The sequence below is a fragment of the Burkholderia sp. AU16482 genome (assembly GCF_002223285.1).
In the GTDB taxonomy this organism is placed as follows: Bacteria; Pseudomonadota; Gammaproteobacteria; order Burkholderiales; family Burkholderiaceae; genus Burkholderia; species Burkholderia semiarida.
In genome coordinates this window covers 206,101-229,054 of the sequence record NZ_NKEY01000001.1, presented here as the reverse complement: position 1 = coordinate 229,054, position 22,954 = coordinate 206,101, and the positions used below count along the sequence as shown (strand labels likewise).

Below are 22,954 nucleotides of genomic sequence, written 5' to 3'. Positions count from 1 at the left end.
CACATGGCGATCCCGCTCACCTACATCGCGCGCAACCTGTGGACCCGACGGCTGACCACCGCGCTCACCGCGGGCGGGATGGCGCTCGTGATCTTCGTGTTCGCGACGGTGCAGATGCTCGATGCGGGCCTCACGAAAACGCTCGTGTCGACCGGCGAACCCGACAACGCGGTGGTGATCCGCAAGGGCGCCGAGACCGAGATCCAGAGTTCGATCGACCATCAGCAGGCCAACGCGCTCGAGATGCACCCGGCCGTCGCGCTCGGCCCCGACGGCCGGCCGCTCGTGTCGAAGGAAGCCGTGGTGCTGATCTCGCTCGTGAAGACGTCGAGCGGCAAGCCGTCGAACGTCGTGATCCGCGGCGTGTCGCCGGCCGGCCTCGCGCTGCGTCCGCACGTGAAGCTCGCGGCCGGCCGGACCTTCGCGCCCGGCTCGTCGGAGATCGTCGTCGGCAGCGCGATCGCGAAAGGCTTCAGCGGCACGCAGCTCGGCGACCGCCTGCATTTCGCGCAGCGCGACTGGACCATCGTCGGCGTGTTCGACGCGGGCGGCAGCGGCTTCGATTCGGAGATCTGGGGCGACGTCGACCAGTTGATGCAGTCGTTCCGGCGCACCAGCTATTCGTCGATGGTGCTGCGCATTCCGAGCGCGGACGGCTTCGCGCGCTTCAAGGCCGACATCGACGTCGACCCGCGCCTGACCGACGAGGCCAAGCGCGAGCAGACCTTCTACGGCGACCAGTCGAAGGCGCTGTCGACGTTCATCAACATCCTCGGCATCACGCTGTCGACGATCTTCTCGATCGCCGCGATGATCGGCGCGATGATCACGATGTATGCGTCGGTCGCGAACCGCGTGGCCGAGATCGGCACGCTGCGCGCGCTCGGCTTCAAGCGCACCAACGTACTCGCGGCGTTCCTGCTGGAGGCGCTGCTGCTCGGCTTCGTCGGCGGCGTCGCGGGGCTCGCGTGCGCGTCGCTGATGCAGTTCGCGTCGTTCTCGACGACCAACTTCCAGACGTTCTCGGACCTGTCGTTCCGCTTCGTGCTGACGCCCGCGATCGTCGTGAAGACGCTCGGGTTCTCGCTCGTGATGGGGCTCGTCGGCGGGTTCCTGCCGGCGATGCGCGCGGCGCGGCTGAAGATCGTCGACGCGCTGCGCGCGCAGTGACGCGCGCCGCCGCTCACGTTCAACGTTCGCGCGGCACCCACGCGCCGTGGAACCCGGCCGGCACGCGGCGCGGCAGATGCACGGCCGCGACCGGCCCCGCGTCGATCGCGCGCGCATCGAGGATCACGACGTCGCTCGTATCCGTCGCCGCGCGGTAGACCATCACCAGCAGCCAGCCGTCGTCCTCGTCGGCGCCGCCCGGGCGCGGCACGAACACCGGCTCGCCGTTCTGGTCGCCGGCCGGCACCGCATAGTGCATCGTCGTGCCGCGCGCGTGGTCGAAGCGCATCACGCCGCGCATTTCCGCGTTGTTCGGCTGCTCGGCCGCGTACAGGTAGCGATAGCGGCGGCCGGTGCGGGTTTCGTTGATGCGCGGCAACTCGATGCCGCCGTCGGCGAGCGGCCCTTCGTCGACCAGCCCGTTCGCGGTATCGATCACATAGCGCCACAGCTCGCCGACCGGGTTGTCGGCGAAGCGGCCCGTGCGCGCGTCGAGCCGCAGGAACGACGGATAGCGCACCGCGTCGAGCACGATGCACGATGCGTCGCAGTCGTACGCGTTGACGACGTGCTGGATGAAACACGGCTCGACGCCGAACCAGCGCACGTCGCCGCCGTGGCGCGGCAGCACGCCGATGCGCGCGGGCCGGTCGTCGTGCCAGCGCAGCGGCATCCGGTGGCCCTGCTTCAGCAGCGAGAAGTCGTAGCCGACGTTCAGGTCGAGCAGCAGGCTGCGGGTTTCGGTGATCGCGAGGTCGTGCATCATCGACGGCGCGCCCAGCTCGATCTCGAGATCGACGCGCTTCACGCCCGTCGCGTCGATCACGCCGTAGCGCAGCCAGGGCGCACGCCAGTCCGCGCGGAACAGGATCAGCTCGTCCGTTGCCGGGTCGACCTTCGGATGCGCGGTCATCCCGCCGTCGAAGCCCGCGTGCCGCGCCGGCATGCCGAGCGAATCGAGCGCGGCGGTAATCGCGAGCGGCGCGCCGCCCTCGGCCAGCGCGAGCAATTCGCCCGCATGCTGCAGCACGTTCACGTTCGGATTGGTGTCCGGCAGATCCGCCGCCCGCCCGGGCGCATGGACCGCGGCCCAGCGCCGCGTGCGCGCCCAGCGGTTCCGGTAGCCGGCCGCGCGGCCGTCGTCGAACGCGATCGCGTGCAGCATCGCGGCCTCCGGCCACCACGACAGCAGGTCGTTGCCTTCGAAGCGGCCGCCCGGCGGGTTCGGGCCGTTGCGCAGCAACGTGCCGTCGAGTTCACGCGGGACGGCGCCCGTCACGCGCAGGTCGACGATGTCGACTTCGTCGGCGACCGGCGCGATCGCGCCGCGGTTCAGGTCGAATACGGTCATCGCGTCGGCGCTCCGTCAGCAGTCGTCGGCGGACGGCGGCAGATCGCCACGCGCCAGGGCGAGCGCATGGTCGCGCACGTCGTCCGGCCAGCCGGCGATCAGCTCGGCCAGCCGTGCCGGATCGTTCGCATACAGCGCCCGCGCGGCTTCCTCGAAACCGGGCAGGTCGCCCGCGATCGCCGACATGAAGTGGTACGCGCGCGCCTGCGCGTCGCGGTGCCGGTCGGCCGCCGCGTGCGTGCGCCGCGCGTCCTCGACGAGCTTGCGCAGCGCGACCGACGCGCCGCCCGGCTGCGCGCCGAGCCATTCCCAGTGACGCGGCAGCAGCGTGACCTCGCGCGACACCACGCCGAGCTTCGGCCGGCCGCGGCCGCGCTGTTCGCCGGCGCCCGCGCCTGCCGGCTCGCCGGCGCCGCCGGACGCTCCAGATGCGCCGCTCGACGGCACCGCATAGCGCGCGCGGACGTCGTCCGCGGTGCCGCGCAGGTCGAGGTCGATCGAGCGGCCCGTCGCGTCGTCGAAGATCAGGATCGTGCTGGACGTCGCGTCGCCGGCCACCTGCCGGGCAGCGAGCGCGACCGTCGCGAGCGGGCCCGACGCGAGCCGCCGGTGGCCGTCGAAGGCCGTGTACGAAGGAAGGAGCGTGGAAGCGGTCATCGTGGTCGCCCGCAGGCTGAAATCGGAATGACGCAATTTTTATCCGGGTATTAATCGGATGTCAATATTATCCGGGTAAAAACATTGCCCTCATCGAGTTCCCATCCTGCGGGGTCGACCGCGGGGAACCTCGCCCGATCGATTCAAATGCTGAATCGATCAAGTCAGCAATTGGCATGAAAACGCAAGTTTCGACATGACAGAATGGCCCGGACGCCCTCGCATCGGCGTCCGGTGCCCGGCCTCCCGCCGGCGGCATCCACCCACATCACGCGCGCACCGACGCGCCTGCCGCACGACGGCACCTTCCGCCCTTCGGAGGAGACAAGTCATGAATCCGCTTCACGCGCTGCCGGCGTCCGCGTCGGCAACGGCCCGGCGCACCCGCGTGCGCTGGCTGGTGCTCGCCGTCCTGTTCGCGGTCACGACGATCAACTACGCGGATCGTGCGGCCATCGCGATCGCGGGCCCGAGCCTCGCCCGCGCGCTGCACCTGAGCCACGTGCAGATGGGCTTCATCTTTTCCGCGTTCGGCTGGTCGTACGTGGTCGCGCAACTGCCGGGCGGCTGGCTGCTCGACCGCTACGGATCGCGCATCGTCTACGCATTCAGCATCTTCTTCTGGTCGCTGTTCACGCTGCTGCAGGGCGGCATCGGCTTCTTCGGCGGCGCGGCCGCGTTCGCGCTGCTGTTCGGGCTGCGCTTCCTGGTCGGCGCGGCCGAGGCGCCGTCGTTCCCCGCCAACAGCCGGATCGTGTCCGCGTGGTTCCCGGCCGCCGAACGCGGCACCGCGTCGGCGATCTTCAACGCCGCGCAGTACGCGGCGACCGTCGTGTTCGCGCCGCTGATGGGCTGGCTCGTGCACGCGTTCGGCTGGCAGGCGGTGTTCGCGGTGATGGGCGTGCTCGGCTTCGCGTTCGTGCTGGTGTGGAACCGCACGATGTACGACCCGAAGGACCACCCGAGCATCAACCGCGCGGAACTCGACTACCTCGCCGAAGGCGGTGCGCTCGTCAACATCGACCAGGCGACGGGCGGGCGCGACGGCGGCCCGTCTATGCGCCACGTGAAGGCGCTGCTGCGCAACCGGATGCTGGTCGGCGTATACGTCGCGCAGTACTGCATCAACGCGCTCACCTACTTCTTCATCACGTGGTTTCCCGTCTATCTGGTGCAGGCGCGCGGGATGTCGATCCTCAACGCGGGGCTCGTCGCGTCGATTCCCGCCGTGTGCGGCTTCCTTGGCGGGATTCTCGGCGGCGTCGTGTCCGATGCGCTGCTCAGGCAGGGCCGCTCGCTGTCGGTCGCACGCAAGGTGCCGATCGTGATCGGCATGCTGCTGTCGATGTCGATGATCGTCTGCAACTACACCGATTCGCACGTGCTCGTCGTGCTGTTCATGGCGCTGTCGTTCTTCGGCAAGGGGCTCGGCGCGCTCGGCTGGGCCGTCAACGCCGACACCGCGCCGCGCCAGATCGCCGGGCTGAGCGGCGCGCTGCTCAACACCTGCGGCAACCTTTCCAGCATCACGACGCCGATCGCGATCGGCTATATCGTCGACCGCAGCGGGTCGTTCAACGGCGCGCTCGTCTATGTCGTCGCGCATGCGCTCGTCGCCGTGATCTGCTACCTGTTCGTCGTCGGCGAGATCCGCCGCGTCGAGCTTCAATGAACCGCGCGGGCCGCGCCGACGCGTCCGTCGGCCCGCGCGCCACCGGAACCAGGAGCGAACCGATGTCCGAACCCAGCCGTGCCGGCACCCCGCGCGTCACGCGCATGCAGGTGATTCCCGTCGCCGGCCGCGACAGCATGCTGCTCAACCTGTGCGGCGCGCACGCGCCGTACTTCACGCGCAACCTCGTGATCCTCGACGACAGCAGCGGGCATACGGGCGTCGGCGAAGTGCCGGGCGGCGAAGGCATCCGCCACGCGCTAGAGCGCATGACGGATCGCGTGGTCGGGCAGCCGATCGGGCGCTACCAGGCGACGCTCAACGCGGTGCGCGCGGCGCTGTCCGGCGCCGGTCCCGGCGCCGAGCGCACGATCCGCCACGAAGTGACGTCGGCCGGCGAGGCGGCCGTGCTGCGCCAGCCGCACGAGATCAACCTGCGGCTCGACAACGTGATCACCGCGATCGAGGCCGCGCTGCTCGACCTGCTCGGCCAGCATCTCGACGTGCCGGTCGCGGCGCTGCTCGGCGAAGGCCAGCAGCGCGACGCGGTGCCGATGCTCGCGTACCTGTTCTACATCGGCGACCGGCGCCGCACCGATCTGCCGTATCGCGACGAGGCGCACGCTTCGGATGGCTGGTTCCGGCTGCGCAACGAAGCGGCGCTCACGCCGGCCGCGATCGCGCGGCAGGCCGAAGCGGCGGTCGAGCGCTACGGTTTCGCCGATTTCAAGCTGAAGGGCGGCGTGATGGCCGGCGCGGACGAGATGGAAGCGATCGCGGCGATCAAGGCGCGCTTTCCCGACGCCCGCACGACGCTCGATCCGAACGGCGCGTGGTCGCTCGACGAGGCCGTCGCGCTGTGCCGCGGGCAAGGCCACCTGCTCGCGTACGCGGAAGATCCGTGCGGGCCGGAAGGCGGCTATTCGGGCCGCGAGGTGATGGCCGAATTCCGCCGCGCGACGGGGATCCCGACCGCGACCAACATGATCGCGACCGACTGGCGGCAGATGGATCATGCGGTGCGGCTGCAGGCGGTCGACATCCCGCTCGCCGATCCGCATTTCTGGACGATGCAGGGCTCGGTGCGGCTCGCGCAGCTGTGCCGCGACTGGGGGCTCACGTGGGGCTCGCACTCGAACAACCACTTCGACGTGTCGCTCGCGATGTTCACGCATGCGGCGGCGGCCGCGCCCGGCACGATCACCGCGATCGACACGCACTGGATCTGGCAGGAAGGCGACGCGCGGCTCACGCGCGAGCCGCTCGCGATCGTCGGCGGCAAGGTGGCCGTGCCGGAACGGCCGGGGCTCGGCATCGAGCTGGACATGGCACAGGTCGAGGCCGCGCATGCGCTGTACCGGCAGGTGGGCGGCACCGCGCGCGACGATGCGGTGGCGATGCGCTATCTGGTGCCGGGGTGGACGTACGATCCGAAGCGGCCGAGTTTCGGGCGCGGGTGACGGGGCGGTGTGCTGACGGGGGCGGTTGCCAAATACGGGAAACGGCCGCATCCTGCCGGCTGCCTGGATCGACCCGTGCGGCGGACGGTCGGGCGCTCCTCGTCCATTCGCAAATATCGCTTTTCATGACTTCATCCGGTCCGACACCGCGGCAGATCATCGTCTTCGTGCTGTATTCGGCGCTGTGCCTGCCCGCGAGCGTGACCGTCGCCGGCTATGTCGCGACCCGGATCACGCGGAACGTGTCGAATTTCGAAGGCGGTGCGGGCTACGCGACGCTCGGGTGGATCATCATTTTGACCTGCGCGGTCTACGGGCTGTCGATCGCCCTGTGCGTGCTGCTGCGGAGAAGAACCGCGGTGCTCGCGGCCATGACGGTGGGGTTCGCCGTGCTGTCGGTGCCTGCGTTCAGGTTGGCCTGCCAGTTGGCGACCTAGCGCGTCGCGCCCATGGCTCGCGGAAAACAAAAAGGCCCGATCTTGCGATCGGGCCTTTCGAATTCCGTTGGTGGAGCGGAGGAGGATCGAACTCCCGACCTTCGCATTGCGAACGCGACGCTCTCCCAGCTGAGCTACCGCCCCAACAGTCGACCATCATACACACGCATTTCCACGCTTGGCAATAGGGGTTACGTCACTCGCGATGCGTTACTTTGACGGCGCGCCGGCCAGCACCCATTCGACCACCGACCGGACGTCGGCGTCGCTCATGCGCGGATGCGCGGGCATCGGAATCGCGCCCCACACGCCCGAGCCGCCGTCCTTCACCTTCTTCGACAGCTTCGCGACGGCCTGCGGATCGGACTTGTAGCGAGCGGCGATGTCCTTGAACGACGGGCCGACGAGCTTGCGGTCGACCGCGTGGCAGCCCATGCACGCGTTGCCGCGCGCCACTTTCAGGCCGTCGCCGACGTCCGCGTGAGCCGCGCCCAGCGTGCCGGCCACGAGCGCCATGGCCGCGCCACCGTGCACCATCCAGCGTTTCATCTGCTTCATCTGCATGCCCGTCATTGCGCCTTCGCCTTCGGATTGCCGGGATGCACGCTCGACGAATTCGAGATCGGCGCGGGCGGCTGCAGCGGCGTGGACTGCACCGACGCGTCGGGCACCGCGCCGACCGTCGCGCTGTCCGCCGGTGCGGCAGCCGCCTGCGCGCCGGATGCGCCGCTCGCGGGCGACGCGTCCTGCAGCGCCTGCGCGTCCTGCGGCTTCACGTACTGGAACACCTTCACGACCTTCTCGACGCCCGGCACCTGGCTCGCGGCTTCCGCGCCGCGATTGCCTTCGTCCACCGTCACGAGCCCCATCAGGTAAAGATTGCCGCGTTCGGCAACGACCTTATAGTAGTTCGCCGAGATGCCCTTCGTCGCGATCAGCTCGGACTTCACGCGCCCTTCGAGGTACGAGTCGTTCGCGCGCGACGACAGCGACGACGCGGGCCCGACCGACAGTTCGTTGACGATGCCGTTCACGTTGTTGATGCCACGCACGATTTCCTCGGCGCGCTGCTTCGACGCATCGTTCGGCACCTCGCCCGTCAGCAGCACGCGGCGGTTGAACACCGTCACGTTCACGTGCGACTGGTCCGGCAGCCCGTTGTTGATCTGCGAGAGCGACTTGACCTGGATCTCGCGATCCTCCGTCTGCGCGCCGAGCGTACGGCGATCGGTCGCGATCAGCGCACCGCCGCCGGCCGCTGCGCCCACGACCCCGAGCACACAGCCCTGCAGCGACACGGCGAGGCCCGCCGTCAGCGCGGCGAGCAGCGTGGTTCTGACGAGCGTCTGTTTGACGCGGCTTTGATTCATCGACGGCTCTCCTTCGTTCAATCCTCACCCAGCAGCATCGCGTCGATGCCGTCGCACAGGCAGTGGATGGTCAGCAGATGGACTTCGTGGATGCGCGCCGCGCGAACGGCGGGCACGCTGATCGGAATATCGGTATCGGACAGTGCGGCCGCCACCGTGTGGTCGTTGCCGCCCGTCAACGCGACGACGGTCATCTCGCGCTCGTGCGCCTCGCCGATCGCCGCGAGCACGCGCGGCGATGCGCCGCCCGCATCGAGCACCAGCAGGACGTCGCCCGTCTGGCCCAGCACGCGCACCTGCTGCGCGAACAACTGCTCGGCGGCCGCCACGCCCGCGAGGCCGGCCTGCGACGCGTCGGTGGCCAGCGCGATCGCGGGCAGGCCCGGACGCTCGCGCTCGAAACCGCCGACGAGCGACGCGGCGAGGTACTGCGCGGCGGCGGCCGACGGGCCGTCGCCGCACGCGACGATCTTGTTGCCGTTCGCCAGTGCGGCGAACATCGCATCGACCGCGGCTGCGATCGGCAGCGACAGCGCGTCGGCCGCTTCGGCGTGAAGCGCGGCGCTGTCGCGAAATTGTTGCTGAATACGTTCGACTGACATCGATTCCTGGTGAACTGGGCGCGCGGCACAACTCGCGCGACATCGTGGGTGCGGCGAGTTTACCGTACTCCGGCGCCCTCTCCGGCGGTCCGGCAAGAACTCTTTACATCTCGTCACAGCTCCCGGCTACGCATCGTCGGTACGAAATGCATCGCGCAGCCACGCAAGCCGGCCGGCCTCGAACGCGACGACGTCGAAACGGCACGCGGCGCCGGCGCCGTGCCGCGACCAGAACTGCAGCGCGGCCGCGACCAGACGCCGCCGCTTGCGCCAGCCGACGCTCGCGGCCGCGCCGCCATGCCGGGTGCTGCGCCGCGCGCGCACCTCGACGAACACGAGCATGCCGTCGGGCTCGCGCATCACGAGATCGAGCTCGCCGCCGCGCATCGTCACATTGGCGGCGACGAACGCGAGACCATGACGCTCGAGAAACTGCCGCGCGCGCTGCTCGAACGCCGCGCCGACCGGTTTGGATCGCGCCGCGCCGGAAAAGTTGTCGCCCGAAGGCGGCCGGCCGCGCGCGCCATCCGGCCGGGCCGGCGCCGCGTGGCACAATGCCGTCCTTGTTCCGTTCGTGCCGCGATTGCGTGCATTGCCTGCCATGACTGCCCTCCTCGAACTCGCGCATACGCAGCACTACCCGGACGCCGCGCTCTACGTGGTCGCCACGCCGATCGGCAATACGGCCGACATCACGCTGCGCGCGCTGCACGTGCTCGGCCTCGCCGACCGCATCGCGGCCGAAGACACCCGCAACACGGGCCAGTTGCTCGCCCGCTACGGGATCTCGAAACCGCTCGTGGCCGTGCACGAGCACAACGAACGCGAAGCCGCGCAGCGCGTGATCGAACTGCTGCGTGGCGGCGAACGCGTGGCCTATGTGTCGGACGCCGGCACGCCGGGCATCTCCGACCCCGGCGCGCGGCTCGTCGACGCCGTGCGCGCGGCCGGCTTCGCAGTGGTTCCGCTGCCCGGCGCGAGCGCGGCCGTGACCGCGCTGAGCGTGGCCGGCGACTGGGCCGGCGCGTTCACGTTCGCGGGCTTCCTGCCGCCGAAGGCCAAGCAGCGCGCGACCGCGCTGCAGGCGCTGGTGTCGCACCCGTACGCGCTGGTGTTCTACGAAGCGCCGCACCGGATCGCCGAAACCGTCGCCGCGCTCGCCGACGCGTTCGGCCCCGCGCGCCGGCTGCTGATCGCGCGCGAACTCACCAAGCTACACGAGCAGTTGTTCCAGGGCACCCTGGCCGAAGGACAGAGCTGGCTCGCCGGCGATGCGAACCGCCAGCGCGGCGAGTTCGTGCTGGTCGTCGAAGGCGCGCCGGCGGCAAGCGGCGAAGCGGACGACACCGCGCACGACGCGCTGCTCAGGCTGCTGCTGGACGAGGTGCCGGTGAAGAGCGCGGCCCGGCTCGCGGCCGCGCTGACGGGCGCATCGCGCAACACGCTGTATGCGCGTGCGCTGGTGCTGAAGGAAGGCAGGGAAGACTGACGCGCGCCGCCGCCGCACGAAAAGTACAAAGGGCTGCCTGAAGGCAGCCCTTTGTACATGAGCGACGGATGCGCCGGACTGGATCGCCGCGTTACTTCGCCGAGATCGACGCGAACATTTCGTCGCGCGCCTCGCGCGCTTCTTGCGGCGACAGCCCCTCGATCTTCACGCGGCCCGTGCCGGCGTGCACGAGGCCGATCACCTTGGCCGCCGCATACGACAGGTCGAGCACGCGGCCGCGCTTGAACGGCCCGCGATCGTTGACCTTCACGACGACCCACTTGCCGGTCGATGCGTTCGTCACCTTGATGTACGACGACAGCGGCAGCGTGCGGTGCGCGGCGGTGAACGCGTTCATGTTGAAGCGCTCGCCGTTCGCGGTGCGGCGGCCGTGGAAATCGCGCCCGTACCACGATGCGCGGCCGCTCTGGCGGAAATCGGATACATCCTTGCCGTCGATCGGCTCGGCGTCGGCCAGCGACGACTTCTTCGCGTCCTTGCTGTCGGCGGCCGGCATCGATGCCAGCGCGGAATCGAAATTGAGCGGCTGCTTGTCGTCGTCCGCCTTCGCGGCAGCGGCCGTCTTGTCGACCGCCCGCTTCGGGTTCACGCTGCCGGTGGTCTGGCTGGGTGGCACCGCACAGCCCGTCAGCGCAAAAAACAATGCAATGGTTCCGAATCGGCTCGGAAAACGTAAATTCATCGACGTGTCGCCTTCTGGTTCGGGCCGCATCGATACAACGCTGCTTCACAACGCGATGCGGTCCGGACGGCAAATGCGTGCACGCCCCGCTCGAATGCGAGCAGGCGGCTAGCATGGGCGCGGCGTTCGTCTGGGCCGCAACCGTCCTGATTAGTTTTCACGTCTGGCGCAACCTGTCCCCAACAGCCTGACCAGACCCCACATGCCGCCATCGAACATGGCTCCACGTTCGCGCGCGTCGATACGACCAACGCACAGGAACGGCGGCACAGGCCTCATCCGGCGGCGCGGCAGCAAGGCCGCAGGCGGGCGCGCAGCGCCCGGCCGGACAAGACGTGAGCACCGAATGTTCGGTGCTGGATACACCGCCGGACTCCCCGGCGGCCGATGCTTGACGGTGAATCGGATGCCTCGTTTAACGGGGCCGAAACACCAGCGAATGGCGTGAAATTCACGCGCAATGGGGCGCATTATACATAAATCAAAACCTTGTCTCGAAAAGGGTCCCCGGCGGACCATTGATTCTCGCTATGGCTGTAACAATCGGCATGCTCCGGGAATGCCCTGATGCGTGCACCTCGGGGTGCGTCGCACGCACGGCAGGCCGCGCGCACGACCGGTACAATCGCTCCTTTTAGCCGCCGGTGCCTCCATGAAAGTCACGCTCATTCCGGTCACGCCGTTCCAGCAGAATTGCTCGCTGCTCGTCTGCGAGAAGACGGGCCGCGCCGCCGTCGTCGATCCGGGCGGCGATCTCGACCGGATCGAACAGGAAATCGCGCGGCAGAACGTGCAGGTCGACAAGGTGCTGCTCACGCACGGGCACATCGATCACTGCGCGGGCGCCAAGACGCTCGCGACGCGCTACAGCGTGCCGATCGAGGGGCCGCAGGAAGAAGAGCGCTTCTGGATCGAGAAGCTGCCGACGCAGAGCGAGCGCTTCGGCTTTCCGGCCGCCGACAGCTTCGAACCCGACCGGTGGCTGAACGACGGCGACACCGTGCAGTTCGGCGACGAGACGCTCGAGGTCTATCACTGCCCGGGCCACACGCCCGGCCACGTGGTGTTCTTCAGCCGCGCGCATCGCGTCGCGATCGTCGGCGACGTGCTGTTCGCGGGCTCGATCGGCCGGACCGATTTCCCGCGCGGCAATCACGAGGATCTCGTCCGTTCGATCAAGGAAAAGCTGTGGCCGCTCGGCGACGACGTCACGTTCGTGCCCGGCCACGGCCCCGTGTCGACGTTCGGCGACGAGCGCCGCACGAACCCGTTCGTGTCCGACAAGGTGTTCGGATGAACCAGACCGCCATCCCGGAAATTTACGTCAGCACCGACGTCGAGGCCGACGGCCCGATTCCCGGCCCGCACTCGATGCTGAGCTTCGCGTCGGCCGCCTATACCGAGGACAAGCAGCTGATCGCGACGTTCTCGGCGAACCTCGAGACGCTGCCCGGCGCGCACGCGCACCCGGTGCAGGAAGCGTGGTGGAAGACCGAGCCGGAAGCCTGGGCCGCGTGCCGGCGCGATCTGCAGACGCCCGAGGCGGCGCTCGTCGCCTACGTCGAATGGGTCGAGGCGCTGCCCGGCAAGCCGGTGTTCGTCGCGATGCCGGCCGGCTTCGACTTCACGTTCATGTTCTGGTACATGATGCGCTTCGCGGGGCGCTGCCCGTTCTCGTGGTCGGCGCTCGACATCAAGACGCTCGCGTTCGCGATGACGGGCCTGCCGTACCGCAAGGCGATCAAGCCGCGCTTTCCGAAGCACTGGTTCGACGACCATCCGCACACGCACGTCGCGCTCGACGACGCGATCGAGCAAGGCGCGCTGTTCTGCAACATGCTCGCCGACCTGCGCCGGCAGCAGGCCGCGCTGGCGGGCCTCGCGGTGTCGGATACCGATCGGTCGGAAAGCGCGGGGGCGGGACAAAATCCCACGGATCCGCGAGCAAATTAGCGAATCTCGCTCAGCGACGCGTCGCCAGATTGCCTTTCCTTTCCCGGCCCTCTAACATTCAGCGTGTTGTAGCTGCCGCATGGAGGCGCAGGTGACGCTCGATTCCTTTTCGCAAAAAATCCTTCGCCTGTTGCAGCTCGACGCGCGCCGCTCCGTTCAGGAAATCTCCGACCAGGTCGGGCTGTCGAGCACGCCGTGCTGGCGCCGCATCAAGGACATGGAACAGTCGGGCGTGATCCAGCGCTACACGGCGCTGCTCGATCGCGAGAAGCTCGGCCTGCACGTCTGCGCGCTCGCGCACGTGCACCTGACGCGCCACAACGAGGGCGGCGTCGAGCAGTTCGAGCGCGAGATCGCGACCTGCCCGGAAGTCACCGAGTGCTACAGCACGACCGGCGAAGCCGATTACATCCTCAAGATCGTCGCGCCGGACATCAAGGCCTACGACGTGTTCCTCCACGAGCGCATCTTCAAGATCCCGGCCGTGTCGCAGGTGCGCACGAGCGTCGTGCTGCGCGAAATCAAGTTCGACACGCAATTGCCGCTGTAACGCGCGGCCCTGCCGCTGCGGCGGGCCGCGTCCGCGGTCGCGCGCCGCCGGTCACGTCGGCGCGGGCAACGTGCGCGTGAAGCTGATCCGGCGCGCGCCGAACTCGCGCTTCAGCGTCTCGACGTCGAGCCGGCCGGCCAACGCCGCGTCGGTGTCGCGCGGGTCGCTGTCGAGCGTCACGTCGACCTCGAGCCCCGTACTCAGGTAGTGCAGGTTGATCGCCGCCGCACGCAGGCCGCGCTGCGCGAGCGCGGCCTCGAGCCGCGCCGCGAGCTCGCCGCGCGGCGGCAGCGCGAGCGCCGGGCGCCGCGCCGCGTCGTTCTCCGGGTCGACATGGATCAGCGCATCGAGCACGCGCGGGTCGGACAGCACGCGCGCACGCGCGGTCTCGGCGATGTAATGCCCTTCGGAGACGGAGATCTTCGGATCGACGAGGATGTGCGCATCGACGAGCGCGGCATCGCCCATTTTCCGCGTGCGCAGGTCGTGCACGTCGCGCACGCCGGGCGTCGCGACGAGCAGCGCGCGAATCTCGGCCGTGTCGGCCGTATCGAGCGCGCGGTCGGAGAGGTCCTGCAACGCGTCATAGCCGAACGTCCAGCCCATGCGCGCGACCATGAAGCCGACGATCGCCGCCGCGATCGGGTCGAGCAGCCGCACGCCGGCCAGACTGCCGACGATGCCGATCGCGACGACGAGCGACGACGCGGCATCCGAACGCGCATGCCATGCGTTCGCGACGAGCATCGCCGAGCGCACGCGCCGCGCTTCGCGCAGCATGTAGCGAAACAGCGCTTCCTTCGACACGAGCACCGTCAGCGCAACGATCAGCGCGGAAAAATGCACGGCCGGAATATTTTCGAGATTAACGAGGCGGTCGCCGGCGCGCCAGAGCATGCCGATACCGACCGCAATCAGGATCGCGCCGAGAAACAGCGACGCGACCGTCTCGTAGCGGCTATGGCCGTAATTGTGGTCGGCATCGGGCGACGCGCCGCTGTGCCGATTCGCAACCAGCACGACAAAATCCGAGATCAAATCGGAAATCGAATGCACGCCGTCGGCAATCAATGCCTGCGAATGCGCAATCACGCCGACGACGATCTGAAATGTCGCAAGTACGACATTCAGCACAATACTGACGAGCGTGCTCTTGCGCGCAACGGCGTGCTTATCTGCGCTCTGCGCGTCGCCGGAAAACGTGGACATGAAATATGAGATATCGGTGTGCGCATCGGTGTGCGATACGCAATTCTATCAAAGACGCGCCGCACGCCCTTCCAATACCCACAAATTTCCCATTTAAATCAATCGCTTATGCGAACGTGTCGCATTTTCATTCACACCGGATTCTTACATTTTCGTGACAGCGCCGACACGGGCCGCCGGCAGCCCGAAAACAAAAAAGCCGCGCTCCTCGACGGATACGCGGCTCTTTCGAAGAGCGGGCAACCTGAACGAACGTTTAAATCGCGAACTGGTCGCGGTTCTTGCCGGCGATCCAGCGCGGCGGCTTGCCACGGCCCGACCACGTCGCGCCCGTTTCCGGATCGCGGTACTTTGCCGCCACGCCAGCGCGCGGACGGCCGACCTTGCCGGCCTTCGCGCGGCTGAGACCGAGTTCGGCGAGCGAAAAGCCGTAGTCGGCAATTTTCTGCTTCACGTCATTCAGCACTTCAGCGTATTCACGCGACTTCGCTTCTTCGATTTGCTTCTCCAGCTTCTCCCGCTGGGCCAGCAGGTCCTTGTAAGAAGACATAGTTTCCCTTTCTATCTGACCAATGGCGCCGGTCTGCAGCCAGCTCACCATTCATGAAATATATGTGCCTCGGATTTTCGAAGGCAGAGATTAGCACAAAAAAGATTTGATAGAAGCGAGATTCATGAAAATCCTGAGACGCATTGTAATTCGCCCATGTCATTTTGACCGGCCGCGGCCTTTTCTCAAATTTTCACGCTCCCGTAGAGAGATTAGGACATTAGCGATTGGCTATTCGGTCTATCAACATACGCAATTACCCGCATTCGAAAAAATCAAAGCTTTCATCAGACGACAGTTTTGCGAAAACTACATGACGCCGTTCGCTAACCGGACAAATCCTGACCCGCGACGTCACGTCACATCCCGGGCGCAGGCAATCAGCCGATCGCGCAACGCCGCGGTATCGGCCAACGGCGCGTCGAACGGCGTACGCACGCGGCGGCCGTCGCATCGCCAGTCCGCGCCATGGCGATCGACGCCGAGCAGGTCGAGCCCGTCGCGGCGCGCGTCGCTCGTGTCGTAGGCATGCCACAGCGCCTGTTCGTCGTCGAACGCGAGCGGCGGCAGCGTATCGAGACGCGTGCCGTCGACCCAGCCCATTCGCCCGAACCCGACGATATGGCGCAGCCGCTCGATCTCGAGCGCCCAGAACGCGAAATCGCCGAGCGCCAGATAGCGCTCGGCGTCCGGCTCGTAGCGCCGGTAGCGCGCGGTGACGTGCGGATCGTCGCCGAGCGGCACGAACCGGCCCACCAGCGTCGCGCGCTCGGCGCTCAGGACATCGTCGCCGCCTGCATCGACGACGAGAAAGCCCGCACGCGGATCGGCGGCCAGATTGCGCGTGTGCTCGGCCAGGCCGCTCACCAGGATCACGGGCCGATGGCTTGCATCGGGCGCAAACGGGACGACCGTCGGATACGGGAAGCCCTGCGGTTCGCGCGTATGGGTGGCGAGCGTGCCGAACGCGCAACGGTGCAGCAGATGCAAGGCGAGGGCGGGATCGATGTTCAAGGGGACTCCTGCGGTGAAAAAGCGGCGTCGGGGATGGTTTCGATGTTACCCGCGGGCGCCGCGCGCCGCGCATCGGCCGGATGGCCAATGCGCGATCGGGGACGCCGCCGCGGGATGGCGCGATCGCCCGCGCATCGGCCGAACGGCCAGCGCCGGCAGGATCGTAAGCGGTTCGATAGAATCGGACAAATCCGACCGGCGCCGCCCGCGCCCGCGCCTTTCCCTGACGAGCCTTCCCGTGTCCGAATCCTCCTCCCCCGAATCGTCGTCTCCGTTCGCCGCGCCGCCCGACGCGCACCGCGTGCTGCCCTTGCCGGCCCGCCAGCGCGCGCGCACGGCGTCGATGGCGCTGTTCTTCGTCGCCGGCATGATGTACGCGTCGTGGGGCGTGCACGTGCCGACCGTGCGCGACAAGTTCGCGCTGAGCCCCGGGCTGCTGTCGATCGCGCTGTTCGCGGTCGCCGGCGGGTCGATCGCCGCGATGCTGACCATCGCGCGCTGGATCGCGCGCGTCGGTTCGCGCACCGCGTGCCTCGCCGGCGGGCTCGTGATGGCCGCGTGCGCGGCGCTGATCCTCGTCGTGCCCGACTACTGGATGCTGATCGCGGTGCTCGCGCTGTTCGGCTTCTCGATGGCGACGCTCGACGTCGCGATGAATGCCGAGGCCAGCGCGGTCGAAATCGCGCTCGGCAAGCCGATCATGTCGTCGCTGCACGGGATGTTCAGCATCGGCGGGATGGCCGGCGCGGCGGCCGGCGGCGCGCTGCTGTCGGCCGGCATGGCGCCCGTCGCGCATCTCGCGCTCGCGGCGGCGGTGAGCGCCGCGGTGCTCGTGGCCGCGAGCCCTGCCGTGCTGCCGCACGTGCCGCATCACGAGCACGCGCACGGCGGCGGCAACCGCTGGCGCTCGCCTGCGTTGTGGATGCTCGGCGGCATCGCGCTGATCGCGCTGATCGCCGAAGGCGCGATGTACGACTGGGCGACGGTCTACATGCGCGACGTCGTCGCGGCGAGCCCGGCGCTCGCGAGCGCCGCGTACGCGGCGTTCTCGGGCGGGATGGCCATCGCGCGCTTCGCGGGCGACGCCGTGCGCGCCCGTTTCGGCGCGCCGCAGCTCGTGTTCGCGAGCGCGTCGCTCGCCTGCGCGGGGATGATCGGCGCGCTGCTGCTGCCGTATCCGGCCGCGGTGCTCACCGGCTTCACGCTGATGGGCCTCGGGCTGGCCAACATGATGCCCGTGCTGTTCGCGGCCGCCGCGCGCGTGAAGGGCATCCACGCGGCCGAAGGGCTCGCGCACGTGGCCGGGCTCGCGTATTTCGGTCTGCTGTTCGGTCCGGTCGTGATCGGCGCGGTCGCGCAGGCCGCGAACCTGACGGTCGGCCTGTCGGTCGTCGCGCTGTGCGCGGCGCTCGTCGCACTCGTCGCGCCGAGGGTGCTCGCGCACCTGAAGATCTGACGGCCCGCCGACGCCCGCCGGCCCCAAAAGAAAACGCGCATGCGTTGCCGCATGCGCGTTTTCACCCCTTCTGTCGGCCGCTTGCCGCGTTACATCTTCACTTCGTCGAGCAGCGACTTCTTGCCGCTCTTGTAGTTGTACAGCGAGATCACGCCGTGCTGCAGGTCGCCCTTCGAATCGAACGTCGTCGTGCCGATCACGCCCGTGTACTTCGTCGCCGGCATCGCCGCGAGGATCTTCGCCGGGTCCGTCGAGTTCGCGCGCTTCATCGCGTCGGCGATGATGTACACGGCGTCATACGTGAACGGTGCGTAGATCTGGATCGGCTGGCCGAAACGCTTCTCGTACTTCGCCTTGAACGCCGCGCCGCCCGGCATCTTCTCGAGCGAGGCACCGGCTTCCGAGCACACGATGTTGTCGGTCGCGTCGCCGGCCAGGTCGGCCAGCTTCTCCGTGCACACGCCGTCGCCCGCGAAGATCTTCGCGCGCAGGCCGAGCTGCTTCGCCTGTTTCGCGAACGGGCCGCCGGTGGCGTCCATGCCGCCGTACATGATCGCGTCCGGGTTTTCGCCCTTGATCTTGGTCAGAATCGCGCGGAAGTCGACCGCCTTGTCGTTGGTCGCGTCATGCGACATCACCTTCAGGCCGAGCGCCTTCGCCTTCTTCTCGAACTCGTTCGCGAGGCCCTGGCCGTACGCGGTCGAATCGTCGACCACCGCCACGCTCTTGATGCCCTTCGAGTGCGCGTAGTTCGCCAGTGCCGGGCCCTGCTGCGCATCGGTCGCGACCACGCGGTACGTGGTCTTGAAGCCCTGCTGCGTGTACGCCGGGTTGGTCGCCGACGGCGAGATCTGCACGATGCCCGCGTCGCTGTAGATCTTCGACGCCGGGATCGACGTGCCGGAGTTCAGGTGGCCGACCACCGCGACGACCTTGTCGTCGACGAGCTTCTGCGCAACCTGCGTCGCCTGCCGCGGGTCGGCGGCGTCGTCCTGCGGGTCGAGTTGCAGCGTGATCTTCTGGCCGCCGATCGTGAGACCCTTCGCGTTGAGTTCCTCGACGGCGAGACGCGCGCCGTTTTCGTTGTCCTTGCCCAGGTGTGCAATGCCGCCCGTCAACGGCGCGACGTGGCCGATCTTGACGACTTGATCGGCGGACGCGTTGCTTGCAGCTGCAGCACACAGCATCGCCGCTGCGGTGATCGGCAACAGCTTTTGCATCTTGATATTCATGTAAGTCTCCAGTTCGGTCCCAATAAACGCCATCGCCCGGTGCCCCGCTGCCATCCCTGTGTTTGCAATCACTGGACGATTCGCCGGTTGCATCCTTCATGCACTTGGCCTCAAGCACGTGAAAACAGCCGCTTTTAGCAGCCGCCCGCCCGTACTTGCGCGCAAGTGTAGGTGATCAAATTAATTTGTGGGACTTTTTTGGGGTAGTGGTAACACTACCGATATCGGCGCTTTGGAGAAATGACTCGAATATCGCTGCAGGCCCCGCCGGATAAGGGTTTCCGCTAATTCACGGCGATCCGTCGAAAGGTCGTTTCAGCCCATTCCCGGAGGCATTTCGATTCGGTATTTTGTGACCTGGATCATTGAATGAAACGCGCGTGACACCACGCGCGTTTCGTCGCCCGATGACATGAATGGTTCAAGCGGCCGAAGCAGTGTTCAGGCAGCCGATGCGCGCCATTCGGCGTCGAGCGCGGCGATCAGTTGCGCCGTCGTCAGCGCATCGCCGCGCCGCCGCGCGAGCGGCGCGCCCTGGCCGGCCCACAGCGACAGATAGTCGCCGTCGTTCGCGCGCGCGGCGGCCTGGCGCAGCGGCTGGGTCAGCGCGTTCTGCACCGGATACGGCGCGGCGTCGGCCTCGTGCTCGCCGAGCCGCGCCATCAGCGTGTTGCGCAGCCCGCGTGCATGACGGCCGGTGATCGCGCGCGTGACCTGCGTCGACGTATCGGCGCTCGCGAGCAGGCGCGCCTTCCAGTCGGCTGCGATCGCGCTTTCCGCGCACGTGAGAAACGCGGTGCCGAGCTGGGCGCCCTGCGCGCCGAGCGCGAGCGCGGCGGCGATGCCGCGGCCGTCCATGATGCCGCCCGCGGCGAGCACCGGCAGGCCCGTCGCGTCGACGAGCTGCGGGACGAGCGCGAGCGTGCCGATCAGCGCGTCGGCGGCCGAACCGATGAAGGTGCCGCGATGGCCGCCCGCCTCGGCGCCCTGCGCGGACAGCGCGTCGGCGCCGGCCGCCCGCCACGCGAGCCCCTCGGCGACGTGCGTCGCGGTGCCGATCACATAGGTACCGGCGGCTTTCAGGCGCGCGACGTCGGCCGCGTCGAGCACGCCGAACGTGAAGCTCGCGACCGGCACGCGCAGCGCGACGAGCGCATCGAGCTGCGCGCGGAAATCGGGCGCGTAGCGCGCAGGCGCCGTGCCCGGCGGCAGGCCGAGCGCGGCGTTCAGCGGGTCGATCGCCGCGAGTGCGCGCGAGACGGTCGCCGCGTCCGGCGCGACTTCATCGGGCAAGACGAACAGGTTGATCGCGAACGGGCGATCGGTCGCCGCGCGGATCGCGGCGACTTCCGTCCCGATGCGCTCCGGTGCGAGCGCGCCGGCGCCGAGGCTGCCGAGCGCACCGGCATTCGATGCGGCGGCGACCATCGCGGTCGTGGTCGCGCCGACCATCGGCGCCTGCACGAGCGGCAGACGCAGGCCGAAGCGTTCGGAAAAGGGCGTGGAAAACGAGCGGGCAGACATGGCGAATCCTTCGATGACGGTGCGCGAAAGCGCTTTGTAAAGGCCGGCACATCGACTTTATCGAAGCGGCGCGGCGCCGAAAAATGAATAATCGAGATCGAAACGATCGCTGCGCGAGAAGCGCCCGCATGCGCTGCAGCAGCGGGCGATTGGTGGCACACTAGGCCGCCTCTTATCACTCCGGGGCGCCTCCCGCACCCCGCACGCCAGGAGTTCAGAACGTGACTGCCCAATGGATCGACATCCCGACCGGTAACGACAGCTTCGGCGGCTATCTCGCACTGCCCAAGCGCGGCAAGGGGCCTGCCGTCATCATCATCCAGGAGATCTTCGGCGTGAACGCGCACATCCGTGCGGTCGCCGACCAGTATGCGGCCGACGGCTTCGTCGCGCTCGCGCCCGACGTGTTCTGGCGCACGCAGCCGCGCGTCGAGCTGACCTACGAGGGCGCGGATCGCGACAAGGGCATCGAGCTGCTGAAGAAAACCGACGTGGGTCTCGCGGTCGCGGACATCGTCGCGGCGGCCGACGCGTTGCGCGCCCGTCCCGAAGTGGCCGGCAAACTCGCCGCGATCGGCTACTGCTTCGGCGGCCAGCTCGCGTATCGCGCGGCCGCGACCGGCAAGCTCGACGCGGCGGTGTCCTATTACGGCGGCGGCATCCAGAACGCGCTCGACCTCGCCGGCCAGATCACGCAGCCGATCCTGTTCCACTACGCGGAAAACGACCACGGCATTCCCCTCGACGCCGTCGACCAGGTGAAGGCCGCATTCGCCGGCCGCGGCCACGCGTCGTTCCACGTGTACCCGGGCGCCGAGCACGGCTTCAACTGCACGGATCGCGCATCGTACAACCAACGTGCCGCGGCGCTCGCGCACGGTCGCACGCTGACGTTCCTCGCCGAGCATCTTTAAAAAGGCACGGCCGCGGGCCCGCACGCCGGGCCCGCGTTATGCTCGCACCATCGCCATGAATCACACGGGGGTGACCGCGATGCACTCGGACTATCTCGCGCATGACGCAATCGGCCTCGCCGCGCTCGTGCGCGACCGCCAGGCCAGCCCGCGCGAACTGCTCGACGCCGCGATCGGCCAGGCCGAAGCGGTCAACGGCGCGATCAACGCGATCGTGCTGCACGACTACGAAGCCGCGCGCACGCGTGCGGCGGCCACGCCCGCACCCGGCGCCGATACGCCGTTCGCGGGCGTGCCGTATCTCGTCAAGGATCTCGGCGCGGCGGTCGCCGGGCTGCCGCTGTCGATGGGCAGCCGGCACTACCGGTACTTCGTGCCGGCCGACGATTCGCCGGTGATCGCGCGCAGCCGCGCGGCGGGCCTGAACATATTCGGCAAGACCAACACGTCCGAGATCGGCCAGATGCCGTACACGGAACCGGCGCTGTTCGGCGCGTGCCGCAACCCGTGGAACCTCGACCATACGCCCGGCGGCTCGAGCGGCGGCGCGGCGGCGGCCGTCGCGGCCGGCATCGTGCCGCTCGCGCATGCGTCCGACGGCGGCGGCTCGATCCGCATTCCGGCGTCGTGCTGCGGGCTGTTCGGCCTGAAGCCGAGCCGCAATCCGGTGCTCGTCGACCTGCCGTCGAACGGCGAACTCGTCGTCCAGCACGCGGTGTCGCGCAGCGTGCGCGACAGTGCGCTGCTGCTCGACGTGACGACCGGCCAGACGCTGCCGCCCGGCGCGCCCGGCACCTTCCTCGGCGCGCTCGATACGCCGCCCGGCCCGCTGCGGATCGGCCTCGTCGTCGATCCGATGCTCGCGCCGGCGCTCGCGGCCGACACGCGCGCGGCGCTCGACGACGCGGCCGCGCTGCTCGAATCGCTCGGCCACCACGTCGAGCCGGCGACGCTGCCGATCGACTACGCGCGCGCGGCCGAAACCTTCCTCACGCTGTGGGCGACGATCGCCGAGGACATGGTGCTCGGCGCGCGCGAACTGACGGGCCGCGCGCCGCGGCGCGGCGAATTCGAGGCCGCGACGTGGGCGATGGCCGTGGTCGGCCGCCGCCTCGCGCGCACGCGCCTGGCGGACGTGCTCGAATGGCAGCGCCAGCTCACCGTGCAGGTCGCGGGCCTCGTGTCGCGCTACGACGCGATCCTGTGCGCGTCGCTCGCGGGGCCGCCGGTGAAGATCGGCGAACTGCAGCCGACGCCGTTCGAATCCGCGCAGATGAAGCTCGTCGCCGCATTGCCGGTGAAGCCGCTGCTGAAGGAAATGCTCGCGAAGTCGTCGGAGAAGGCGTTCGCGTGGGCCGGCTGCACCGAGCTGTTCAACCTGACCGGCCAGCCGGCGATGTCGGTGCCGCTGTACTGGAATGCGCGCGGGCTGCCGATCGGCGTGCAGTTCGCCGCGCGCCACGCCGACGATGCGTTGCTGCTCCGGCTCGCGCGGCAGCTCGAACAGGCCCGGCCGTGGTTCGACCGCCGCCCGCCGCTGATGCAGGCGCAGCGCTGACGCGCGTGTTTGCGCCGCGCGTCGCACTGCTCGATGAACCATGAAAAAGCCCCGCCGGCGCAAACCGGCGGGGCTTTCACGCA

General features: G+C 68.5%; 23 protein-coding genes and 1 tRNA gene. 11 read left to right on the top strand and 13 right to left on the bottom strand.

Translation table 11 applies throughout. The features are described from left to right. The first annotated feature begins 3 nt into the window (after positions 1-3). Positions 4-1,170 carry an ABC transporter permease gene (locus CFB35_RS01080; RefSeq protein WP_059643682.1) on the top strand — a complete coding sequence of 389 codons (1,167 nt, stop codon included), beginning with the start codon at positions 4-6 and terminating at the stop codon, positions 1,168-1,170. Between the two features lie 19 nt (positions 1,171-1,189). Here CFB35_RS01080 and CFB35_RS01075 read toward each other — a convergent pair whose 3' ends face one another. Together CFB35_RS01075 and CFB35_RS01070 are read right to left on the bottom strand one after the other, a co-directional pair. Then, positions 1,190-2,521 (bottom strand): carotenoid oxygenase family protein, encoded by a 1,332-nt coding sequence (locus CFB35_RS01075; RefSeq protein WP_089464473.1) that lies wholly within the window; start codon positions 2,519-2,521, stop codon positions 1,190-1,192. Between the two features lie 15 nt (positions 2,522-2,536). Beyond that, entirely contained in the window at positions 2,537-3,178 is a 642-nt protein-coding gene (locus CFB35_RS01070; protein WP_089464487.1) for a DUF2239 family protein, read from the bottom strand. Positions 3,179-3,509: 331 nt separating this feature from the next. Here CFB35_RS01070 and CFB35_RS01065 point away from each other — a divergent pair, with 331 nt between their 5' ends. From CFB35_RS01065 to CFB35_RS01055, 3 genes are all read left to right on the top strand, one after another. Beyond that, complete coding sequence (locus CFB35_RS01065; RefSeq protein ID WP_059578171.1) at positions 3,510-4,850, top strand: MFS transporter; 1,341 nt, start codon at positions 3,510-3,512, stop codon at positions 4,848-4,850. A 62-nt stretch (positions 4,851-4,912) separates the two neighbouring features. After that, complete coding sequence (locus CFB35_RS01060) at positions 4,913-6,310, top strand: enolase C-terminal domain-like protein (protein ID WP_089464486.1); 1,398 nt, start codon at positions 4,913-4,915, stop codon at positions 6,308-6,310. Positions 6,311-6,435: 125 nt separating this feature from the next. Then, positions 6,436-6,747, top strand: a complete 312-nt coding sequence (locus CFB35_RS01055) for a hypothetical protein (protein WP_089464472.1) — start codon at positions 6,436-6,438, stop codon at positions 6,745-6,747. A gap of 68 nt (positions 6,748-6,815) precedes the next feature. Here CFB35_RS01055 and CFB35_RS01050 read toward each other — a convergent pair. The 5 genes from CFB35_RS01050 to CFB35_RS01030 form a co-directional block, all read right to left on the bottom strand. Further along, positions 6,816-6,891 (bottom strand) — tRNA-Ala (locus CFB35_RS01050). Between the two features lie 66 nt (positions 6,892-6,957). Continuing rightward, positions 6,958-7,320 carry a c-type cytochrome gene (locus CFB35_RS01045; protein ID WP_059578167.1) on the bottom strand — a complete coding sequence of 121 codons (363 nt, stop codon included), beginning with the start codon at positions 7,318-7,320 and terminating at the stop codon, positions 6,958-6,960. Further along, positions 7,317-8,117 (bottom strand): BON domain-containing protein, encoded by an 801-nt coding sequence (locus CFB35_RS01040; protein WP_059578262.1) that lies wholly within the window; start codon positions 8,115-8,117, stop codon positions 7,317-7,319. The genes CFB35_RS01045 and CFB35_RS01040 overlap by 4 nt, the downstream gene beginning before the upstream one ends. 17 nt (positions 8,118-8,134) lie before the next feature. Continuing rightward, complete coding sequence (locus tag CFB35_RS01035; RefSeq protein WP_059638352.1) at positions 8,135-8,719, bottom strand: SIS domain-containing protein; 585 nt, start codon at positions 8,717-8,719, stop codon at positions 8,135-8,137. 126 nt (positions 8,720-8,845) lie between these two features. Further along, on the bottom strand, positions 8,846-9,274 hold the full coding sequence (locus CFB35_RS01030; protein WP_179231709.1) for a YraN family protein: 429 nt from the start codon (positions 9,272-9,274) through the stop codon (positions 8,846-8,848). A gap of 46 nt (positions 9,275-9,320) precedes the next feature. On the opposite strand from CFB35_RS01030, the gene rsmI reads away from it, so the two are divergent. Next, complete coding sequence (gene rsmI, locus CFB35_RS01025) at positions 9,321-10,208, top strand: 16S rRNA (cytidine(1402)-2'-O)-methyltransferase (RefSeq protein WP_089464471.1); 888 nt, start codon at positions 9,321-9,323, stop codon at positions 10,206-10,208. 91 nt (positions 10,209-10,299) lie between these two features. On the opposite strand, the gene CFB35_RS01020 is transcribed toward rsmI, so the two are convergent. Next, a complete protein-coding gene (locus CFB35_RS01020) occupies positions 10,300-10,911 on the bottom strand; it encodes a septal ring lytic transglycosylase RlpA family protein (RefSeq protein ID WP_059578260.1) in 612 nt (203 codons plus the stop codon). Between the two features lie 652 nt (positions 10,912-11,563). On the opposite strand from CFB35_RS01020, the gene CFB35_RS01015 reads away from it, so the two are divergent. The 3 genes from CFB35_RS01015 (at position 11,564) to CFB35_RS01005 (ending at position 13,414) form a co-directional block, all read left to right on the top strand. Continuing rightward, positions 11,564-12,208 (top strand): MBL fold metallo-hydrolase, encoded by a 645-nt coding sequence (locus CFB35_RS01015; RefSeq protein WP_060008793.1) that lies wholly within the window; start codon positions 11,564-11,566, stop codon positions 12,206-12,208. Then, positions 12,205-12,864 carry an exonuclease gene (locus tag CFB35_RS01010; protein WP_006483674.1) on the top strand — a complete coding sequence of 220 codons (660 nt, stop codon included), beginning with the start codon at positions 12,205-12,207 and terminating at the stop codon, positions 12,862-12,864. The genes CFB35_RS01015 and CFB35_RS01010 overlap by 4 nt, the downstream gene beginning before the upstream one ends. Positions 12,865-12,943: 79 nt before the next feature. Then, positions 12,944-13,414 (top strand): Lrp/AsnC family transcriptional regulator, encoded by a 471-nt coding sequence (locus CFB35_RS01005; RefSeq protein ID WP_006477376.1) that lies wholly within the window; start codon positions 12,944-12,946, stop codon positions 13,412-13,414. Positions 13,415-13,465: 51 nt separating this feature from the next. On the opposite strand, the gene CFB35_RS01000 is transcribed toward CFB35_RS01005, so the two are convergent. The 3 genes from CFB35_RS01000 to CFB35_RS00990 form a co-directional block, all read right to left on the bottom strand. Beyond that, on the bottom strand, positions 13,466-14,623 hold the full coding sequence (locus tag CFB35_RS01000; protein WP_060310190.1) for a cation diffusion facilitator family transporter: 1,158 nt from the start codon (positions 14,621-14,623) through the stop codon (positions 13,466-13,468). A 256-nt stretch (positions 14,624-14,879) separates the two neighbouring features. After that, a complete protein-coding gene (locus tag CFB35_RS00995) occupies positions 14,880-15,173 on the bottom strand; it encodes an H-NS family nucleoid-associated regulatory protein (RefSeq protein WP_034209561.1) in 294 nt (97 codons plus the stop codon). A 354-nt stretch (positions 15,174-15,527) separates the two neighbouring features. Next, a complete protein-coding gene (locus CFB35_RS00990; RefSeq protein WP_089464470.1) occupies positions 15,528-16,187 on the bottom strand; it encodes a HugZ family protein in 660 nt (219 codons plus the stop codon). A 238-nt stretch (positions 16,188-16,425) separates the two neighbouring features. Here CFB35_RS00990 and CFB35_RS00985 point away from each other — a divergent pair, with 238 nt between their 5' ends. Continuing rightward, complete coding sequence (locus tag CFB35_RS00985) at positions 16,426-17,643, top strand: MFS transporter (RefSeq protein WP_059578148.1); 1,218 nt, start codon at positions 16,426-16,428, stop codon at positions 17,641-17,643. Between the two features lie 89 nt (positions 17,644-17,732). On the opposite strand, the gene CFB35_RS00980 is transcribed toward CFB35_RS00985, so the two are convergent. Beyond that, on the bottom strand, positions 17,733-18,875 hold the full coding sequence (locus CFB35_RS00980) for a branched-chain amino acid ABC transporter substrate-binding protein (protein ID WP_059578145.1): 1,143 nt from the start codon (positions 18,873-18,875) through the stop codon (positions 17,733-17,735). Between the two features lie 441 nt (positions 18,876-19,316). Next, a complete protein-coding gene (locus CFB35_RS00975) occupies positions 19,317-20,399 on the bottom strand; it encodes a nitronate monooxygenase family protein (protein WP_089464469.1) in 1,083 nt (360 codons plus the stop codon). 221 nt (positions 20,400-20,620) lie between these two features. On the opposite strand from CFB35_RS00975, the gene CFB35_RS00970 reads away from it, so the two are divergent. Both CFB35_RS00970 and CFB35_RS00965 read left to right on the top strand, forming a co-directional pair. Then, positions 20,621-21,313, top strand: coding sequence for a dienelactone hydrolase family protein (locus CFB35_RS00970; protein ID WP_059578138.1), 693 nt, complete (start codon positions 20,621-20,623; stop codon positions 21,311-21,313). A gap of 79 nt (positions 21,314-21,392) precedes the next feature. After that, positions 21,393-22,871, top strand: coding sequence for an amidase (locus tag CFB35_RS00965; RefSeq protein ID WP_089464485.1), 1,479 nt, complete (start codon positions 21,393-21,395; stop codon positions 22,869-22,871). The last annotated feature ends 83 nt before the right edge of the window (positions 22,872-22,954 follow it).

Bases quoted from the DNA above. Each gene is read 5' to 3' on its own strand.
- CFB35_RS01080 (WP_059643682.1), top strand. From the start codon at position 4: ATGGCGATCCCGCTCACCTACATCGCGCGCAACCTGTGGACCCGACGG.
- CFB35_RS01075 (WP_089464473.1), bottom strand. From the start codon at position 2,521: ATGACCGTATTCGACCTGAACCGCGGCGCGATCGCGCCGGTCGCCGAC.
- CFB35_RS01070 (WP_089464487.1), bottom strand. From the start codon at position 3,178: ATGACCGCTTCCACGCTCCTTCCTTCGTACACGGCCTTCGACGGCCAC.
- CFB35_RS01065 (WP_059578171.1), top strand. From the start codon at position 3,510: ATGAATCCGCTTCACGCGCTGCCGGCGTCCGCGTCGGCAACGGCCCGG.
- CFB35_RS01060 (WP_089464486.1), top strand. From the start codon at position 4,913: ATGTCCGAACCCAGCCGTGCCGGCACCCCGCGCGTCACGCGCATGCAG.
- CFB35_RS01055 (WP_089464472.1), top strand. From the start codon at position 6,436: ATGACTTCATCCGGTCCGACACCGCGGCAGATCATCGTCTTCGTGCTG.
- CFB35_RS01045 (WP_059578167.1), bottom strand. From the start codon at position 7,320: ATGACGGGCATGCAGATGAAGCAGATGAAACGCTGGATGGTGCACGGT.
- CFB35_RS01040 (WP_059578262.1), bottom strand. From the start codon at position 8,117: ATGAATCAAAGCCGCGTCAAACAGACGCTCGTCAGAACCACGCTGCTC.
- CFB35_RS01035 (WP_059638352.1), bottom strand. From the start codon at position 8,719: ATGTCAGTCGAACGTATTCAGCAACAATTTCGCGACAGCGCCGCGCTT.
- rsmI (WP_089464471.1), top strand. From the start codon at position 9,321: ATGACTGCCCTCCTCGAACTCGCGCATACGCAGCACTACCCGGACGCC.
- CFB35_RS01020 (WP_059578260.1), bottom strand. From the start codon at position 10,911: ATGAATTTACGTTTTCCGAGCCGATTCGGAACCATTGCATTGTTTTTT.
- CFB35_RS01015 (WP_060008793.1), top strand. From the start codon at position 11,564: ATGAAAGTCACGCTCATTCCGGTCACGCCGTTCCAGCAGAATTGCTCG.
- CFB35_RS01010 (WP_006483674.1), top strand. From the start codon at position 12,205: ATGAACCAGACCGCCATCCCGGAAATTTACGTCAGCACCGACGTCGAG.
- CFB35_RS01005 (WP_006477376.1), top strand. From the start codon at position 12,944: ATGGAGGCGCAGGTGACGCTCGATTCCTTTTCGCAAAAAATCCTTCGC.
- CFB35_RS01000 (WP_060310190.1), bottom strand. From the start codon at position 14,623: ATGTCCACGTTTTCCGGCGACGCGCAGAGCGCAGATAAGCACGCCGTT.
- CFB35_RS00995 (WP_034209561.1), bottom strand. From the start codon at position 15,173: ATGTCTTCTTACAAGGACCTGCTGGCCCAGCGGGAGAAGCTGGAGAAG.
- CFB35_RS00980 (WP_059578145.1), bottom strand. From the start codon at position 18,875: ATGAATATCAAGATGCAAAAGCTGTTGCCGATCACCGCAGCGGCGATG.
- CFB35_RS00975 (WP_089464469.1), bottom strand. From the start codon at position 20,399: ATGTCTGCCCGCTCGTTTTCCACGCCCTTTTCCGAACGCTTCGGCCTG.
- CFB35_RS00965 (WP_089464485.1), top strand. From the start codon at position 21,393: ATGCACTCGGACTATCTCGCGCATGACGCAATCGGCCTCGCCGCGCTC.